Raw genomic sequence first — 17,071 nt, forward strand, 5'->3', positions numbered from 1 at the left:
AACCGATGTTCTTTTTCATCCCGGTTGCCACCGGGAGTAAGTCTTCCGCTGCATATGGTGGCAGCGGCAAGTCCGATAGTCGGCTTAAAAACTTATTGCGTGCTCAAGGCGTTCGCACTCTGGCCTCGCAAGCTTCGGCTTAGCGAAAGTAAGATACATCTTTCGTCGAAATAGATTTCGCCATAGGCGAATAAGCCCGCCATAGGCGAATAAGCCCGCCAGAGGCGGACAGGCCCGCTATGCTAACATTAGCTTTAGGGCTGGAATAGCTCAGATGGTAGAGCACACCCATGGTAAGGGTGGGGTCTCGGGTTCGATTCCCGATTCCAGCTTATTATTTGTAATCTAAATTTATACAACGTAACATGGCACAGTCAGCAAGAGTGATAATTGGTCTTCAATGTGAAATCTGTAAAGAGATAAACTACACAAAAACCAAGAATCCCAAAAACACAAAAGCAGCAATAAAGCTTAAAAAGTTCTGCTCAAGGTGCAAAAAACATACTATGCACAAAGAAGTAAAAATTAAATGACAAAACGTAGGTCCATAGTTTAATTGGTAAAATAGCGGTCTCCAAAACCGTTGTTCCTGGTTCGAGTCCAGGTGGGCCTGCCAGTTATCTAATAGACGATTACAAGAATCTTTGTTAAAATACGCAACCATGAAAAAGAAAAAAAATCTAATACAAAAAATTGTTAGCCCAATAAGCAGTGTATTTATAGAATTAAAGCGAATGGAGTGGCTTAGCACTAAGGAGTGGACGAAAACAACAGTTTTTGTTATACTCTTCTCGCTTTTAATAGTATTACTTATCTTTGTGCTTGATCTCCTGTTCATATCATTAAGAGCCAAGTACTTACTTTAAATAACAAAAAATGGCTACAAGCAAAAGTAAACCACAGTGGTATATAGTTAGTACCCAGATAATGCTTGAGAACAAAATAAAAGAAGAAATTGAAAAACGTGTATCTGCATTGGGGCTTAAAAAGAGAATTCCGGAAGTTATTGTACCTACACAGAAAAAAATCGTCGTAAAAGATGGTAAACAAAAAATCAAGGAAGACCGCCTGTTTCCGGGATACGTTCTTATAAAAATGGCAATGGATAATGACACGTTTGCATTAATTCGAAACATCGAAGGTGTAAAAGGTTTCATTAGCACGGGCAAGAAACCTAAGCCTCTCACCAAAGAAGAAGTAGATAACATCATGAAGTTTAAAGACAAAAAGCAGCCTACTTATCAAAAGACTTTCCAGTCCGGCGATGCCGTAAAAATCTCTAAAGGTGCTTTTGCCGACTTTATTGGAACCGTCCAGAGCAGTAATACGGAAAAGGGTAAGGTTAAGGTTCTTATTTCCATTTTCGGAAGGGAAACCCCAGTGGAGTTGGACTTTGAAGATGTTTCCAAACTAGAATAAATTTTTACAGCTTTAAATGGCAAAAGAAATAAAAAGTGTGCACAAGTTATACCTAGAGGCAGCAAAAGCTACGCCCGGTCCACCGGTTGGCCCATCATTAAGTCCTACCGGAATCAACACAGGTGACTTTTGCTCAAAATTTAACGAGGCAACAAAAGATCTAGCAGGCTACACAGTTCCCGTAATAATTACGATATACAAGGACAGGACATTTTCGTTGGAATTTAAAACTCCTCCGGTTTCCGACTATATTCGAAAAGAGCTTGGAATCAAGAAAGGTTCAGCAGTACCCAACCTCGAAAAAGTAGGAAAACTTACTAAAGAGCAGCTAATAAAAATTGCAGAAAAGAAAATGGTTGACTTAAACACCAACGATATTGAAGCTGCAATAAAAATCATAGCCGGCACTGCAAAACAAATGGGTGTCGAAGTTGAAATCTAATTTACCCCAAAGATCCAAATGAAAAAAAGAAGCAAAAATTACAAAGCTGCCGACAAGAAAAAAACTGTATCTGCGGAAGCAATGAACATTACCAGCGCAATTAATGCAGTCAAGGCCAGTTCATATACAAAATTTACCGGTGGAATTGATTTGCACGTGAAACTATTTACCCCTACAAAAAAGGATAACATGTCAATGAAAGGTTCGGTCTCCTTTCCTAATTCAACTGGGAAAAGCGTTAATATTGTGGTATTTACTGCGGACCCCAAGAAAGAAGAGCTAGCAAAGAAACTCGGAGCCCTTGATGCCGGTGCGGAAAGCCTAGTAAAAAAGGTACAAGAAGGTTTCACCGCATTTGACATTGCAATTGCAGAACCTGCAATGATGCCCAAAATTGCAATTTTGGGAAAAGTGTTAGGTCCCAAGGGAGCTATGCCAAACCCCAAAAACGGAACAGTAACCGATGATATCGAGACAGCAATAAAGCAGTATCAAAGCGGAAAAACAGACTTTTCCATTGACAAAGATTACGTTGTTCATCTGTCCGTAGGTAAAACTGACATGGAAACCTCAAAACTTGTAGAAAATATTACTGCTGCAATTAAAGCAATTCTTTCTGTTACAGGCAAATCACTACCTGCATCCATAGTAAATGTGTATGTAGCACCAACTATGGGTAAAGCACAGGAAATAGATAAGAACACGCTTGCCTAAAAAGGTTAATGTTTTAGTACAATTGTTCCAATTTCATCAGTGCGAAGTACTTTAACATTGTATTTGTAAAACACGTCTAGTGTCTCCTTGTGCGGATGACCAAATTTGTTACCTACCCCACATGAACAAACGGCAACATCCGGGCTTACCAGCACAACTAGCGCTTCTGAACTTGCGGTTTTTGAACAGTGATGCCCGGCTTTTAACACGTCTACATTAGTAATATCATCTTGATAGTTTTTTATAAGCCACTGTTCTTCATCTTTTTCAGAATCTCCCATAAAAAGAACCGAAAAGTCCAAATACGAAAATTTAGTAACGATTGAACAATTATTTACATTTGCATAAGCCGGACACGGTGGGGCAAAAAGAATCAGTGTTTCATTTGCAGATAACCGAATCTCATACCTCCCCAAAATTGACCTACAAATACCAAGCTGATCACAAAGTGTATAAAACGTTGACAAATTAGAGCTTTCATATTCCGTTTCCCCGTAAATAACTAAACCTATATCAACCCGCTCTAAAAGCAACAATAGTCCATTAATATGATCAGCATGTGGATGCGTAAGTATTATTAAATCAATAAAGGGTAGTTTTGTGGAACCAAGTGCACTTAGAATTTTACTATCCGGACCACCATCTATAAGTATTCGTTGATTTTGAGTGGTTTGTATAATTGCCGAATCGCCCTGCCCCACGTCGAAAAAAGAGACCGATACATCCGGCACCAAGTCCATACAAAACGAGAAAATTGATTCGATAAGCAAAAGTAAAACAAAAATTACGATTTTATTCATAATTAGCAATCAAAATAAAAAATAAAATACACGAATAAGCCAAAATCAACACAAGTGTCGTTATGGTTATTGGAATCGTTGCAAACTCAAATTTGCTGAAAAACTCAATCACAACACGAAATCCAGCCATTAGCATAATTACAGGTGATAGCAGAATACTGGCAAAACCCCGCGAGAAAACCCCCACAATTATAGCCAAACCTCCCCAGATTGTTATAAGTTCTATAAAGAAGCTAACGATAAGATTTGGAAGAATTGAGATTATTGAAACTGTTCCAAATGTACTTGCAATAACCGGTGCAGTTACAATCATTGCAGATATCCCTACACATAATTCCTCTCGAATACACGTCGGAATGAACCGTAACAGCCTAGCAACAACCGGTGCAACAAAAATAAGCCCGGCAGTTGCCAAAACCGATAGCTGAAAGCTTATGTCAAAAAGACTTTGCGGCCAGATAAGTAAAATAATGAATATACTTAGCAAAAATGCAACACTTTTGCTTACGGGATACCCAAGAAGCACTCCTACTAAAGTAAAAGCCGTCATAATAAAAGCTCTAACAACAGGAATACTTCCCCCGGAAATAAAAACGAAACATAGAAGAAAAGCCAACGAACAAATTATTGCACAGAATTTACCAAATATCCCTGTTAATCCATTCACAACCGAATTTGCAACCAGAGTAGTATTGTAGCCAGAAACGGCTATTAAATGTGTAGTTCCTGTGTTTCTTAATGCAAGTTCAAATTTAGCCGGGAGTTTGGCCACATATCCAATCGTCATTCCCAAAAGAATTGATGAATATGGTTCGGTAAGAAATCGCTCAACGGTTGAAATAACTCGGTTTCTTAGCAAATATATTGGATTTTGGGTTTTTAGATTTGTTACATTTGACACATTGTTAAAAAAATAGAAAATGTTTTTGCGAGCCAAATATATATTAGTCTCGGCAAGACAAGCATTAAAACTAAGCTTATCACCAATATGATAGGTTGGCACAAAATCAAAGTACCCCTGACCAAAAGCGTAAACATTGGTTTCCAAACCAATACTCTCAATTTTTATCACAAGCTTCTGACTTGCATCTTTTAATCCATTTTCTTTAACAACAACTCCGTTAATTGACCCGCAAAATCCATACCGGGTTACGTATTCAGAATGACCCTGAAGAACAAATATTCTTAAAAACCCAACACCCAGCCCAATGAAAATAAAGCCCAATTTAACAATCTTCCCTACTAACCGCTTCATGGCTCAATAAGATCGATTATTGCTTGTAAGGTCTTTTCACCTATTCCACTCACATTTAAAAGATCCCCCACAACAGCATATGGTCTACCGGCAATTATTTTGTCGGCTGTTGCAGGACCAACACCAGGTAAAGATATTAACTGATCACGAGTCGCATGATTTATACTGATTTTTCCGGATGTACCGGCATTGGTATTAGCATCAGAAACAGCTGAACTAATATTACTTTTTTCAACACAGCTTAGGTTATCAACCAGAAAAGGTACGTAGTACATTTCATTCGGAATAAGCTGCGCCGCCATATTTATACACCTCTGGATGTAGCCCAAGTCGGCAGATTGATCAAATCCGCCAGCGGCATTAACTGCATCAATAAGTAAACTGTGAGCAGGAAGTTCATATACACCCGGCGACCCAACTGCTCCTGATATATAGATGTTTAAAACCTCTTCGGGAATGTTGTTCCCTTCAATCGACGGGTTTTCCTGTGCTTCCGGTTCTGATTTAAATTCTTGCAGCAATACTTGTTCACGTTTTGTACCCTTCTGCCAGAAGACAAAAACACCTGCTGCAATCAGAACCACTACTCCTACTGTTATTATGCCTAACTTCCTGCTCATACCACCATCTTACAATAGTCATAAGCGCAAATTCTTAACAGGAATTTAATGAAACTTGACGGCACAGCAAGTTGATTAGTCGGTTGATTGATTGGTCAGCTGCTTACCAAACAATAATTATTTGTTGTTTACCCAACCTTTATCATACAAAATCTTTTCAATTGCGGTCTCATAATTGAAAAGCTCATCATCATTAAACCAAAGTGCAATCTCACGTTTGGCCGATTCCTCGGAATCGGATGCATGAATAAGTGTTCGTGTGGCTCGTCCCTCTTCGTTTGCTAAAACAAAGGCATCGGGTGAATAGTCTGCTCTAATTGTTCCGACATCTGAAACAATCGGATTACTTTTTCCGGCAAGCTTTCTAACGTTTTCTATTACTAAAGCCCCCTCAAGTACAATTGCTATAACTGGTCCACATGACAAATACTCCATATTCCACAAACGGATTTCGGCCCCAACCTCTACCGGATCTAATTTACTTACATCAACACCACGTTCTTTACGTTCAATAATAGTATACTCACCAACCTTTCTCAAATAATCTGGATCGTCCTCATAATGTTTACCCACCAAATCCCTGGTGGCTTGAGTTAATTTCATTCCTACTATCTTATATCCTTTTTTCTCAAATCGGGTTAATAATTCTCCGACTATTTGACGCTGAACTACATCGGGCTTAAAGATTATTAGTGTTCTCTGTTTGGTGACCATTGGAAATTCCTAAAATTTAGATTTACATCATTATACATATTGATTAAGAAAAATTGAAGTTAACAAATCGACGTGAGATAATACCCATATCAAGGTTCTATTTGGTTCTTTTCGGGGTGTAGTTCAGTTGGTTAGAACGCGTCGTTCGGAACGACGAGGTCGCTCGTTCGAGTCGAGTCACCCCGAGAATATAAGAAATTCCTAAACCAGGCAAACGGATTCCAATCCGGGTAACCCAAATTAGGCTTCGTTTATATATCTAGATCTAAAAAAGTGTCTAAACCAAATCTCGAACCCCAAAACATGAGTCACAAAAAAATAATTACATTTATACTAATAGCCTATGGTATTTCATGGCTTACGTGGCTACCAAACATAATTTCTGCCAACACCGGCAAACACAATGAAATAAATAACTGGCTTCATATCGTAGGAGGACTAGGTCCTATGTTTAGTGCGTTTATTACAATCTTAATCTTCGAAAAGTGGGCTGGCTTTAAAAAATTCATTTCTGAAAGATTTCTTAAAATACCCTCGGCAAGGTATATACTAGTTGGACTTACTATGCCGATAATCCTTTTCATTGTAAGCTCGATAATTATTCGAGTCACAACAGGCGAGTGGGTAAATTTGTTAGAATTAGGAATTAATTCAAAGATCCCAACAGAAAATCCAGTTTTTATCTGGCTGATTTGGATTATTTTTTATGGCATTGGAGAAGAAACAGGTTGGAGAGGATTTTTATTACCCGAACTATCAAAAAACATTAAAACCAGAATTTCTACGCTCTACACTGCATTAATATGGGCTCCATGGCATATTCCCGTGTTCTTTTATGACAAAGATTTAGGCACAATGGGTGTTATAGGAACTCTTGGTTGGATATTAGGATTAATTTTTGGCTCAATTGTTCTTGGATGGTTAGCAAAATCATCCAAATGGAATCTTATTCCCGTAATTCTTTGGCACGGCACGTTTAACTTCTTTACAACAAGTGACCGGATAGATAGTATGTTTGCTAGCCTAATGAGTATGATGACTATAGCCATAGCAGTATGGATTACAAGAAAATATGGGACTAATTTATCAAAGGAATAAATCAAACAAGTATTATGAAAAACAGGCATAAAATAGTCGTTCTATTAATCTTTCTCCTGCTCTTCTTTGGAATTTGGATATTACGACAATACTTAACAACCTAATCTCGATGCTTTTATAACCTCTCTTTTCTCTATCCCGCCATTGTGATATAATACGCTATTAACTAAATGAACCCATTACAATACAATGCCAGAAACGTCAAAAATGTTAAGTCTTTTAGATATCTCTCCCTTAGGAAAAAGTAATAACTGGTTTGACAGAGTTCTGAGAATCGCTTCACAAGCACCAACGGCTTAATCTTTACTCAGGTTACTAGGACATAAACCCACAGAAACTGCCGCACAGGCTCGATGGGAATGGAAGAGAAACTGGGATGAGGATCTTAATAATAGAGGTCGCGAGGCATTTAAAGATACTCTTCCTGAAAATTCGCTAACTATTCTAGTAGGCCTAGCGGTTCTCAGCAAGACCAATCTCCCGGTCGACCGCATTCACTTGCAGGGAGAATAAACACAATGCTGGACATTGCCGACAAAATACTCAAATGGCCCATTGAGTATTTATGCAAATCCTTTGCAAAATTTCTATTCAATTGGTGGGAAGAAAGCTACGAGCACAAACCCCAACAGCCTAAGTTCAAGAGTTCGGATTAGTCGTAAAAATAAACCGTTAGTATCCCCTTACTACCCCTACAACCTTCCCCGCTATTAGATTTTCGGAAAAGTCCCTCTTGGAAATGTATATTGGCGGATGATTTTCGGAACTTTCACACACAAGTGTCACTTGACCACTTCTATGTTCTGAATAGTATCGTCTTGCATAAAAACCCTCGTCAAGCATAAATACAACATAATCTTTATTTCTGGGAAGCCCGGAATCAATATTAACCAAAATATAGTCTCCTTCGGCTAAAACGAGCTCGGATTTATCCATTTGATGCCCGGTAACCCTAAGTGCCATAAGCCGGCTACCATAACCCACAATATCTCTTGATACTTTTAGGAACTGCTTTGTATCTCGCTTCTCAAATAACTCCCGTTTGCCACTATTAACATTACCTAATACTTCAATATCTACAAAATCGGTAGTTGCTGCCGAGACCCTTTTCCTAAGCTCCAAAAGAACTTCTCCTGCACCTTCGGTATCAATAAGCCCTTTATGAGTAAGCTGCGTCAAGTGATGTTTAACCGCTTGTGGATGGGGCTCCCCTATCAGCTTTCCAAGCTCCCTAAAACTTAATTTTGAGATATCTTGTTTGCGGGCTAATTCAAGAATTTTTTCTTGAGACTTGTGCATAGATTCAGGCAGTCATATTAGTTAACATATACTACAACAACCAATCTTGCCTGTCAAGTTTTCGTACACAATCGCCTTGCTTCTTCGTCAAGTCGCACACAACCTACATTAAGTCCGATCACCTTACATCCTTATATAGTCCTGTAAATCATGACAAGACACTTAATCCCCTAAACTAACAAAGCCCAGGTTAAATAATGTATAATTACTGCAGTTAAATAAAAAATATATAAATGTTATCAATTAAAGACCTCCATATTGATGTAGACAAGAGAAAAATATTGGACGGTCTAAGCCTTGAAATTAAGCCCGGAAACGTTGTTATTATATTCGGACCTAATGGTTGCGGTAAAACCACCCTTTTTAAGGCAATAATGGGCTTGATTCCTGATAATATCAAATCCGGTGATATCAAATTTAACGGAAAATCAATACTAAACCTTGCTCCGGATAAGATAAGTGAACAAGGAATCGGATTAATGCAACAAAACCCTCCCAAAGTAGATGGTGTAACCCTACATACGGTAGCCATGGAAACTCACAAAAGAGAAAACATTATAGACAAATACAATCAGATCGAAGAAGCTGCAGAACATACATCGGTAGAAGCCTTTCTGGACAAAGACTTAAACACGAACCTTTCAGGTGGCGAAATCAAGCGGTCGGAACTTTTTCATTTGTATCTAAGGCGAAACCACTATCAGCTTTTTTTACTCGACGAACCTGACTCGGGTGTAGATATAGACAATCTTGCATTTGTCGGGAAATTAATATCCGAAATGGTAAAGGACAAGAAAAAATCGGCTTTAATCATTACCCACACTGGCGAACTACTAAAACACATAAAAGCAACAAAAGCATATGTAATGATAAACGGAAGGATTCAATGCGAAGGCTCCCCAAAAAAGATCCTAAAATTAGTAGAAACAAATGGATATAAAAAATGCATAAACTGTAAAAAGACATATGAATAGAATACAAAAGGTAATAAAATCTGCAAATCTCGGATTCTCTGATAACGTATTTACACTGGAAAATAACGATTGCATATATGCACCCATTCAAACCCTAGAAAATGGTGAAATCACGGATATCAAGACAGCAATTCAAAAACACGATCTTAAAAATCTTCTTTGGAACCTTATTCCCATTGAAACCGACAAAATCACAAAGACAGTAGCCAGTGATCCCAATACCAATGGGTATTATATTAAATCAAATAAGAATCCCAATAAGCAGAAAACTCCGGAATTTATAAATCTGGAGAGTTGTCTTGTTACAACAAAATCAAATCTGACCCAAAAAATTCATAATATTATTATCGCCGAAGAGAATACACGCCTATACGTTGCATCGGGTTGCCTTGCAGAGAACAAGGTTAAGGCAAATAAACACTACGGGATAACAGAAATTTATGTTGGCAAGAACGCAACCGTAATATTCACAATGATTCATGTGTGGAATCCAACAAGCAAAGTGTTTCCACGCACCGTCGTAAAGGTAGAAGAAGGTGGTAGGTTCGTTAGTAATTACATTATTTTGGATCCGGTATCACAGATTCAAGCAGACCCCAAGGTTATACTTTCAGGAAAAGGTGCCAGTGCAAAATTAAACAGTGTAATCTTTTGCCATCCAAATACAGATATAGACATTGGTGGAAAAATTGAGCTAAACGCTCCGCAGACAAAAGCGGAAATCGTGTCACACGTTGTTGCTAACGGAGGAAAAATAATAAATCGGGGTACATTGATCGGAAATGCAACAGATATAAATGCGCACCTTGAATGTAAGGCAATTGTACTCTCAGATAATACAAATTTTCAGACTATACCAATACTTGAAGCCAACAAGGCAAATCTAAATATGTCCCACGAAGCTGCAATCGGTAGAATTTCCAAGGAACAGATAGCTTACCTGCAAACAAAAGGTATATCGGAAGAAAAGGCACAACAACTTATTGTGCGTGGATTTATCGATAATTCACTTGGAAACCTTTCTTCGGAACTCCAGTATAAACTTGATTCCATACTCTCGACAATAGGTGAAAACGCTATGTAAATCGCTTCCCGGCACAGTCCCCTTTACATATAAAACAATGTGTAAAAAGACATAAAATTTTTGCAGCACCAATTCTTTTGGAACTACCGTGTATTTCGACAATAAAAACAAAATTTGCATTTTTTAAAAGGGCCATGTAAAATCATTACAGCTGCCCCAGCCGGCACACGTTTCCACGGGTGCCCTTTAAGTTTTAAACTGCCCTAATTATGGTTAATCCTAATTCTGACCAACAAACATCGGCTACAATGCCTACTACATCTAGTCCAATGCAAGCACCAGTTTCCGGAAATCCATCCGGTAACGATCTAAGCCAGAAACTTCTGCTTTTAATCAGAAACGCCGGTGCTCCGCAAATGGTTAAGGATTCATTAGTTACAGAAGTAGAAAACAAGGGTCCAAACGCCGAAGTAATGGACAAAATTATTCAAGCTTTTCAAACCGAAAAAGACATTTTAAATCTTACAATCAATTCAATTGAAAACTTAAAAAAACAGGTCAGTGTTCAACAACCTTTAGTTGCAGCTCCTGTTGAACCCGTAACCTCACCAGTGCCCGAACCAGTATCAGTAATACCACCACCTGCTCCAATAGAACCCCAACCAGTTGTGGAAAATCCTATACCGGAAGTAGAATCAACACTACCTGTTCCCGCACCTCCTACAGTATCTTCCGAACCAGCGGCAACTCCTGTTCCAAATACAGCCGATTCCGACCAAGAGCTTACAAATCTGCTCGACGAATTAAAGCAGATTCAGGGTCAACAACAGGGAGATCAGGCTAATCCCGCACCAGTAGCTTAACCGTTAATACAATAGATTATCGCTTACATTAAGCAATATATGTTCTTATTCGTTTTCGGTTAGACTTATTCTCGAACCCTTGCTTGGACTCCTCTTTTGAAGTTGGTTAAACTTTTCTAAAAATTCATCACGCGAGAGCCTTGCACTTGGTTCTTTATTTTCGGATTCTTTTGCCTTGGTAGAAAGCTCCGGCTTGTTTTTTACCTCTTTTTCCTTTTGCTTGTTATTGGTTTTTGAAGATTTTTCGGCTTTCTTTTCGGGCTTAGACGTCTCATGATCTACGGATTCTTCTGATTGGGGCTTTATACTCTCTTCGGACTTTACCGATTCTTTGGTATCTGTTTTACTCTCTTCTAAAGAGCGCTTAAGTTTCTCGAGCTCTGTTTCTTCTTTTAGTTCAGTATTGTATTGATTTTTATGCTCTTCTTTAGCTTCGGGAGTAATTGGCTTCTTCTTTTTTAGAAATCCAAACCATTTTGCAAATAAATTTTTCTTAACTTTCTCCTCAGAGCCCGATACATCAATGGAAGAAGAGGTATCCAACGCTTCTGAAAGTGTTTCCTCTTCGGATTTAGTTTTGTTCTTTACTATTTTCTTTCCTTTGGAGTTTAGTTCTTCGTTTACTACTTTGGGAGATTCGTTTACCACTTGCGGTTCTTGCTTGGCTTCATTTTTTAGAGAAGGTTTGTCGTCACCCCTTATTGCCGACACAAGAATTTTTCTGGTTTCGTCTCTTACACGCTTTACGGCAATACTTGAATAGATTAATCCACCCGAAACTCCTAATAATAAAATTCCGACTCCGGCAATTACAATCCCACCATGCTGCTGAACCGTGTTAATAAGGTTCTCCCAGAGTTTATTAAAGTCAAAGCCTATTAAATCGTTGGAGTTGTCATTATTAACTACAGCCGTACCGGATTTGCAGTAGCTAATGTTTAAGGGGGCAGAGGTACTACTTGACAACCCATTCTTACGAACCATACTCACAAGTTGATAATTTCCACAAGCTAATAACCCCGATAAATCAAGACTCCAATTTCCGTCGGAGTCAACAGCAACCGTTTTGTATGTTACCTCACTGTTTCCGATAAGCCAAAACTCGACACTGGCAGATGGAAGTGCCGTTCCGGAAAAGGTCACGGCTGCATTTTCGTCGAACACAAGGGTGGGTGGATTAAATCTGGCTTCCCTTGGAATTATAACCATATAAAAAGTAAAGGTTTGGGTTATCTCGGCTGCATCAATATACTTAAAGTCAAGCTTGTGAGAGCCGATTGTCAAGGAATTAAACTTGTAAGGGTTTGAAATTGCATTAAACCCGGCTCCATCGATTTGAAGCTCTATTGTTTCACCTGAAACAGGTGTAAATGTAATTGTCTGGTTAGGATCATCGGTAATATCGGGAATAACTAATGAGATGGCATCGATATATTTTCGGTTAAGTTCGGAGCTTGTAGCATAAACCGGATTAAATAACGAAAACAGGCTAAAAAACATAAGCGTGAATACCGTGAAAACAATTTTGGGCAATATTTTCATGACAAGTGTAAAAACTTAATAGGGAAATTATTTCAAATTTAGAGGTAATTAGCAAGTTGAGCCACCACTAGTTGGTCGATTTGTCCCTTATTAATGCCCACTACCTACTACTATCTACCAATTTATCGAATACGTCGGAATAGTAAATATCATCCTTTAACGCACGGTCAATCCATAGAACTCCTTCAAGATGATCATGTTCATGCTGGTAAATTCGTGCAAGTGGAAACTTTATAATTTCGGAAACTTTATCCCCCTCTCTATCCAAATACTCAATTTTGATTTTTTTATATCTGGAAACATAGCCCACAAGTCCGGGCAGACTTAAACAACCCTCAACGCCTTTGGCTTTTTCCATAGATACGGGCTTAAACTCAGGATTTATAACAATCGCCGGTAAAATCTCCCCTTCCTTAAAATTTCCACGATTCATTATAAAAACTCGTTTACCTATAAAAACCTGCGGCGCGGCAATTCCTACCCCGTCTGAATCTACCATTGCATCAATAAGATTATCCAGGAAATTTTGAAATTCTTTAGTTTTTAGCTCTTGCTGAGTTACACGTTGAGCCTTCTGCCTTAAAACAGGCTCCCCCATCCGGGCTATTTCCAACGTTTTTGTCATAATAAATCTTAGTATCTTATATTGTTATTATATCACATCGTAGTTTCTAGATTTTTCTAAAGGATACGGCCTTGTTTAGGAAAAATTGAATAAGTGAGACAATAACCGTCGAAAATATCTTTACTGTATAAAAATTGTAACCCACCATGCTGTGCAATATATACACGATGAATGAACCTAATGCAATTCCGAAAAGACCCACTGTATAAAAACTTATAAATCGCATAAGCAATTTGTCTTTTTGTTTGAAGTTAAGCTCTCGATTCCAAATAAAGTTGTTAATTATTCCTGCATGCATCCCTGCTAGATTTGCCCACAAAGCATCGATACGCATAATCTCCTTAAATATAGCCGACACGGCAAAGTCCACAAAAATACCTGCAATTCCGATAAAGAAATACCACAAAAACTCGCGTGAAAACAGGTCATTGTCATCAAGACTTTCGTATTTTGTAAGTTTTACTTTTAATAACTCTTTAAAGGTTCTTATGTAGTCACCTGACTGTACCCTGCTATCCGAGTCAGCCTTCCATTTTACTCCGACCTCTTTGATTTTCAAACCTAAAAGCCTGGCAATATACAAGATTTCAAAGTCAAAACCCCATCGATTTATTGTTTGATACTTAAAGACAGAAAGTGCTGATCTTGTAAAAAGTTTATATCCACACTGGGTATCGTTATAGTTTAGCCCTAAAATGAAAAATGTTAAAAACCAACTTATCCTACTAAAAAGTTTTCGAACAAGGGTATTATCAGTGTCGGAAGTTTTTAAATAACGAGATCCAATAGCAATTGCATAATCAGACTCGGATATCGATTCGATAAGCTTTATAAGCGTTTCCCATGGACTCGACAGATCGGAATCTGCCATGTAATAAAGGTCTGCATCTCGTGAGGTTAACATACCGTACTTTATCCCAAATCCCTTTCCTCGGTTCTTTTTGTATGTAAAAACCTCAGCAGAAAGACTATGCTTTTGAATGAATTCCTTAGCAACTTCAGCTGTATGATCTATAGAACCATCATTTACAATGTATAGTTTTATATCAAATCCGGAAAGTTTTGTTTTATTTTGTGAGAGAAATTCGACATAGGCTTCCAGTGTTGGAATTAACCTTCGTTCCTCATTAAGACAAGAAATTATTATATTAATCAGTTTCACTATTTAATAACCTAAGTTTAAATACATATCATAACTATTATTTAGCGTCTCAACTTTTTGAAAATTTGTCAAAATGTAATTCCACAAGATCTGATCGATATATAATTCTTTCTCCTTTTCAATTACAATTACAGAAACCTCTGATTCGGTAAGCTCTTCAACTAAAGCTTTAGAATCTTCGGCATGGAAGTATACTAAATATTTTGAAGGACTGTTCAAACCTGCCAATGAGTATACCCAGGGTTTTGTACCCCATATATACACAACTCTGTTCTCATAAGGAGTAAGCCAAGAATTAAGAACTTCATTAGCTTCCGGATCACCGTTAAAGACTTTTGTCCACTCTTGGTAGTCATTCTGCTCAAATACAATTCCGTAAAATCGTTGATAATAGACGGAATCATTTATATATCCCCAGCTAAACGGGTTTCCATTTGAGTAAAGGCTCAAAAGCACATACAGTGTTGTAATTATAACCGAGAACTTAAGGACCCCAAGATAAAGTGATTTTTCCCAAAATAGCTTTGATATACCCATCGCCAGAAACATCAAGACAGGAGTTAAAAACTGAAGAAAATAGTGTGGATAGGCTCTTCCCGAAAGTTTAGTCGCAAAAAACGAAAACGCTACCCAAGTCAGCAGAAAAAATGTTTCTTTTGTTATTCTTTTTCTAAACCTCAAAACCACCGCAATTACAACCCCAATAAATATAAAAACGCTTCGCGAGACAAGAACATCTTCAAAAAATACAAATCCGGTACCCAACTCCCGTTGCGCCGCAGAGTACCCCAAATTGTACGTAAAGACAGCAAAAATAAAATCCGATAACCCGCCTATGACAAAGTAATAAATTCCGGATAGAAACAGTGGAAGAATTAGCCCAATTCCAAACATGAAATAGCTTAATAATAGTTTTTTTAAATCCAAACCCTTGATTCCTTTATTTATTCTTATCAATTCAATAAGAAGAACAAAGCATACAACCATTGCATCAAAAAACGGCTGAATCTTAAAAAACATTGCAATTCCCGACAAAAATCCAAGAATAAACATTTTACCAAGCGATACTCCAATCGGTTTCGACTGTACTTTTGACCAACGTAAATATAAATAAAAAACCAAAAGCATTAGAGGAACAAAGATGTTCTCAGCGTTAAAAATATTCCCTTCGAGAAAAGTTCCGCCCCAATAAACTGAAGAACCCAACGAAGTTAGAATTACAGGAATATTTATATTTTTGAAAAAACCCTTTTTAGCATCTCGATTTTTATTAAAAAGTTGTACAGCCACAAGGAATGAAAGCAGAACCGTTAACACACCAAGTAGAAAGTTAATTGACTTGTAAACCACGATCTGATTATCTCCAAACTGAGCGGAAAGCTGGTAAAGCAAATAAATTCCGGGTGGTTTGTGATCCCACACATCGGTATACAAGATTTCCCCGTTATTCATCTCGTTTGCAACTGCAGCATAAATTCCTTCGTCACCATACCAGGCAGGCTCAAAAAGGCTCGGCAACCGAAGAAATGTAAATATCACCAAGGACAAAACAAGCACAATCTTTTTAAGATTTAGCGACCTTGGAAGTAGCTTCATTTGGATTTATTAATATTAAGTAACTTTTTAGGTTTAATCCTACAGATTTTTGAAACAATCCAAACACTTGCAAAAGCATAAATTATTCCGGCAATTGCATCAACAATATAATGATCACCCGTATAAACCACCGTAAAAATCATTGCTACCGGATATAAATAAGATAGCTTTGCCCACAATCCAAACTTCTTTTGCAAAAGCCTGTCAAACATGATGGCGACAAATACGGCCCATCCACAATGTAATGAAGGAAACGGTGCTACCGGGTTGTATCCAACCTCGTGGAAAACGGCCGTAACCGATTTTCCTGCAGGAAGCACCTCCCAAACCGTTCGTTTAATTGGTTGAATTATACCCTCCTCTGCGGCAAGCCATGGCGGATAAGCCGGAAACAAAATATACGTTATATATCCGGCATATGAAAGAAATAAGTAACCTAGCTTAAACTCCGTAAAAAGTTTTTTGTTAAAAATCCAGATGATAAAGGCTGCAACAACAGCAAACCAAAAAAAAGACGTATACATAACGAATGCAAACACATCAATAACCGTCGGAATATTACCAACAAGATCTTGAAACCAGTAGGTAGGAATATTCTCTCCGAAAAGCGCTTTTTCCCAAATATATAGAGTCTCTTTATGGACGCTTATGTTAAATATCTCATGTATAAGTGATGCTGCACCTCTAGAATATTCATAAATAATAAATAGAATTGCAAATGGCCACCAATCCAAAACGAATTTTTTACCCTGCCCAAAGATTACGGCATATCCCCAGATTATTACGAAAATTATGTCCGGCGAAGGAAGCCGTTTCGTAACAAAAATCAGATATAACAACACAACCGTATAGAACGAAAAGAAAAACCATTTGTATTTTTTTATAAATTCTTGAATATTTCCCAAAATTTCCATTAAGTACGGT

Annotated in this window: 19 protein-coding genes and 3 tRNA genes; 12 read left to right on the plus strand and 10 right to left on the minus strand. The window is 37.9% G+C overall.

Annotation, left to right across the window (positions count from 1 at the left end):
• Positions 1-259 precede the first annotated feature (259 nt).
• The 7 genes from JW962_03140 to JW962_03170 all read left to right on the plus strand — a co-directional run bounded on the left by JW962_03140 (position 260) and on the right by JW962_03170 (position 2,575).
• Positions 260-332, plus strand: a tRNA-Thr gene (locus JW962_03140).
• A gap of 33 nt (positions 333-365) precedes the next feature.
• Positions 366-533 (plus strand): 50S ribosomal protein L33, encoded by a 168-nt coding sequence (rpmG, locus tag JW962_03145; GenBank protein MBN1374299.1) that lies wholly within the window; start codon positions 366-368, stop codon positions 531-533.
• A gap of 8 nt (positions 534-541) precedes the next feature.
• A tRNA-Trp gene (locus JW962_03150) sits at positions 542-616 on the plus strand.
• A gap of 46 nt (positions 617-662) precedes the next feature.
• Positions 663-866 (plus strand): preprotein translocase subunit SecE, encoded by a 204-nt coding sequence (gene secE, locus JW962_03155; GenBank protein MBN1374300.1) that lies wholly within the window; start codon positions 663-665, stop codon positions 864-866.
• Positions 867-876: 10 nt separating this feature from the next.
• Positions 877-1,419, plus strand: coding sequence for a transcription termination/antitermination factor NusG (nusG, locus tag JW962_03160; protein ID MBN1374301.1), 543 nt, complete (start codon positions 877-879; stop codon positions 1,417-1,419).
• 16 nt (positions 1,420-1,435) lie between these two features.
• A complete protein-coding gene (rplK, locus tag JW962_03165) occupies positions 1,436-1,861 on the plus strand; it encodes a 50S ribosomal protein L11 (GenBank protein ID MBN1374302.1) in 426 nt (141 codons plus the stop codon).
• Positions 1,862-1,879: 18 nt separating this feature from the next.
• Positions 1,880-2,575 (plus strand): 50S ribosomal protein L1, encoded by a 696-nt coding sequence (locus JW962_03170; GenBank protein ID MBN1374303.1) that lies wholly within the window; start codon positions 1,880-1,882, stop codon positions 2,573-2,575.
• 5 nt (positions 2,576-2,580) lie between these two features.
• Here JW962_03170 and JW962_03175 read toward each other — a convergent pair whose 3' ends face one another.
• The 4 genes from JW962_03175 to JW962_03190 form a co-directional block, all read right to left on the minus strand.
• The gene (locus JW962_03175; protein MBN1374304.1) at positions 2,581-3,375 is read right to left on the minus strand and encodes an MBL fold metallo-hydrolase; all 795 of its coding nucleotides are present in this window, start codon (positions 3,373-3,375) and stop codon (positions 2,581-2,583) included.
• Positions 3,368-4,630 carry a ComEC/Rec2 family competence protein gene (locus tag JW962_03180; GenBank protein MBN1374305.1) on the minus strand — a complete coding sequence of 421 codons (1,263 nt, stop codon included), beginning with the start codon at positions 4,628-4,630 and terminating at the stop codon, positions 3,368-3,370. The genes JW962_03175 and JW962_03180 overlap by 8 nt, the downstream gene beginning before the upstream one ends.
• A complete protein-coding gene (locus JW962_03185) occupies positions 4,627-5,250 on the minus strand; it encodes a ComEA family DNA-binding protein (protein MBN1374306.1) in 624 nt (207 codons plus the stop codon). The genes JW962_03180 and JW962_03185 overlap by 4 nt, the downstream gene beginning before the upstream one ends.
• A 117-nt stretch (positions 5,251-5,367) precedes the next feature.
• A complete protein-coding gene (locus tag JW962_03190; protein ID MBN1374307.1) occupies positions 5,368-5,964 on the minus strand; it encodes a nucleoside-diphosphate kinase in 597 nt (198 codons plus the stop codon).
• Between the two features lie 112 nt (positions 5,965-6,076).
• On the opposite strand from JW962_03190, the gene JW962_03195 reads away from it, so the two are divergent.
• A tRNA-Pro gene (locus tag JW962_03195) sits at positions 6,077-6,150 on the plus strand.
• Between the two features lie 117 nt (positions 6,151-6,267).
• Entirely contained in the window at positions 6,268-7,062 is a 795-nt protein-coding gene (locus JW962_03200; protein MBN1374308.1) for a CPBP family intramembrane metalloprotease, read from the plus strand.
• Between the two features lie 672 nt (positions 7,063-7,734).
• Here JW962_03200 and JW962_03205 read toward each other — a convergent pair.
• Positions 7,735-8,361: a hypothetical protein gene (locus JW962_03205; GenBank protein ID MBN1374309.1), complete on the minus strand. Its 627-nt coding sequence runs from the start codon at positions 8,359-8,361 to the stop codon at positions 7,735-7,737.
• 233 nt (positions 8,362-8,594) lie between these two features.
• Between JW962_03205 and JW962_03210 the strand changes: the two genes are divergently transcribed.
• The 3 genes from JW962_03210 (at position 8,595) to JW962_03220 (ending at position 11,222) form a co-directional block, all read left to right on the plus strand.
• Complete coding sequence (locus tag JW962_03210; GenBank protein ID MBN1374310.1) at positions 8,595-9,335, plus strand: ATP-binding cassette domain-containing protein; 741 nt, start codon at positions 8,595-8,597, stop codon at positions 9,333-9,335.
• Positions 9,328-10,419: a SufD family Fe-S cluster assembly protein gene (locus JW962_03215; GenBank protein ID MBN1374311.1), complete on the plus strand. Its 1,092-nt coding sequence runs from the start codon at positions 9,328-9,330 to the stop codon at positions 10,417-10,419. Before JW962_03210 ends, JW962_03215 begins: the two co-directional genes overlap by 8 nt.
• Positions 10,420-10,628: 209 nt before the next feature.
• Positions 10,629-11,222 (plus strand): hypothetical protein, encoded by a 594-nt coding sequence (locus JW962_03220; GenBank protein MBN1374312.1) that lies wholly within the window; start codon positions 10,629-10,631, stop codon positions 11,220-11,222.
• 45 nt (positions 11,223-11,267) lie between these two features.
• On the opposite strand, the gene JW962_03225 is transcribed toward JW962_03220, so the two are convergent.
• From JW962_03225 to JW962_03245, 5 genes are all read right to left on the minus strand, one after another.
• Entirely contained in the window at positions 11,268-12,764 is a 1,497-nt protein-coding gene (locus tag JW962_03225; GenBank protein ID MBN1374313.1) for a hypothetical protein, read from the minus strand.
• Between the two features lie 100 nt (positions 12,765-12,864).
• The gene (gene def, locus JW962_03230) at positions 12,865-13,389 is read right to left on the minus strand and encodes a peptide deformylase (protein ID MBN1374314.1); all 525 of its coding nucleotides are present in this window, start codon (positions 13,387-13,389) and stop codon (positions 12,865-12,867) included.
• 46 nt (positions 13,390-13,435) lie between these two features.
• Entirely contained in the window at positions 13,436-14,551 is a 1,116-nt protein-coding gene (locus JW962_03235) for a bifunctional glycosyltransferase family 2/GtrA family protein (GenBank protein ID MBN1374315.1), read from the minus strand.
• Positions 14,552-14,554: 3 nt separating this feature from the next.
• Positions 14,555-16,147, minus strand: a complete 1,593-nt coding sequence (locus JW962_03240; GenBank protein MBN1374316.1) for a hypothetical protein — start codon at positions 16,145-16,147, stop codon at positions 14,555-14,557.
• The gene (locus JW962_03245) at positions 16,144-17,061 is read right to left on the minus strand and encodes a phosphatase PAP2 family protein (protein MBN1374317.1); all 918 of its coding nucleotides are present in this window, start codon (positions 17,059-17,061) and stop codon (positions 16,144-16,146) included. The genes JW962_03240 and JW962_03245 overlap by 4 nt, the downstream gene beginning before the upstream one ends.
• Positions 17,062-17,071 lie beyond the last annotated feature (10 nt).

The organism is Candidatus Dojkabacteria bacterium, assembly GCA_016927995.1.
Lineage (GTDB): Bacteria > Patescibacteriota > Dojkabacteria > JAFGLO01 > JAFGLO01 > JAFGLO01.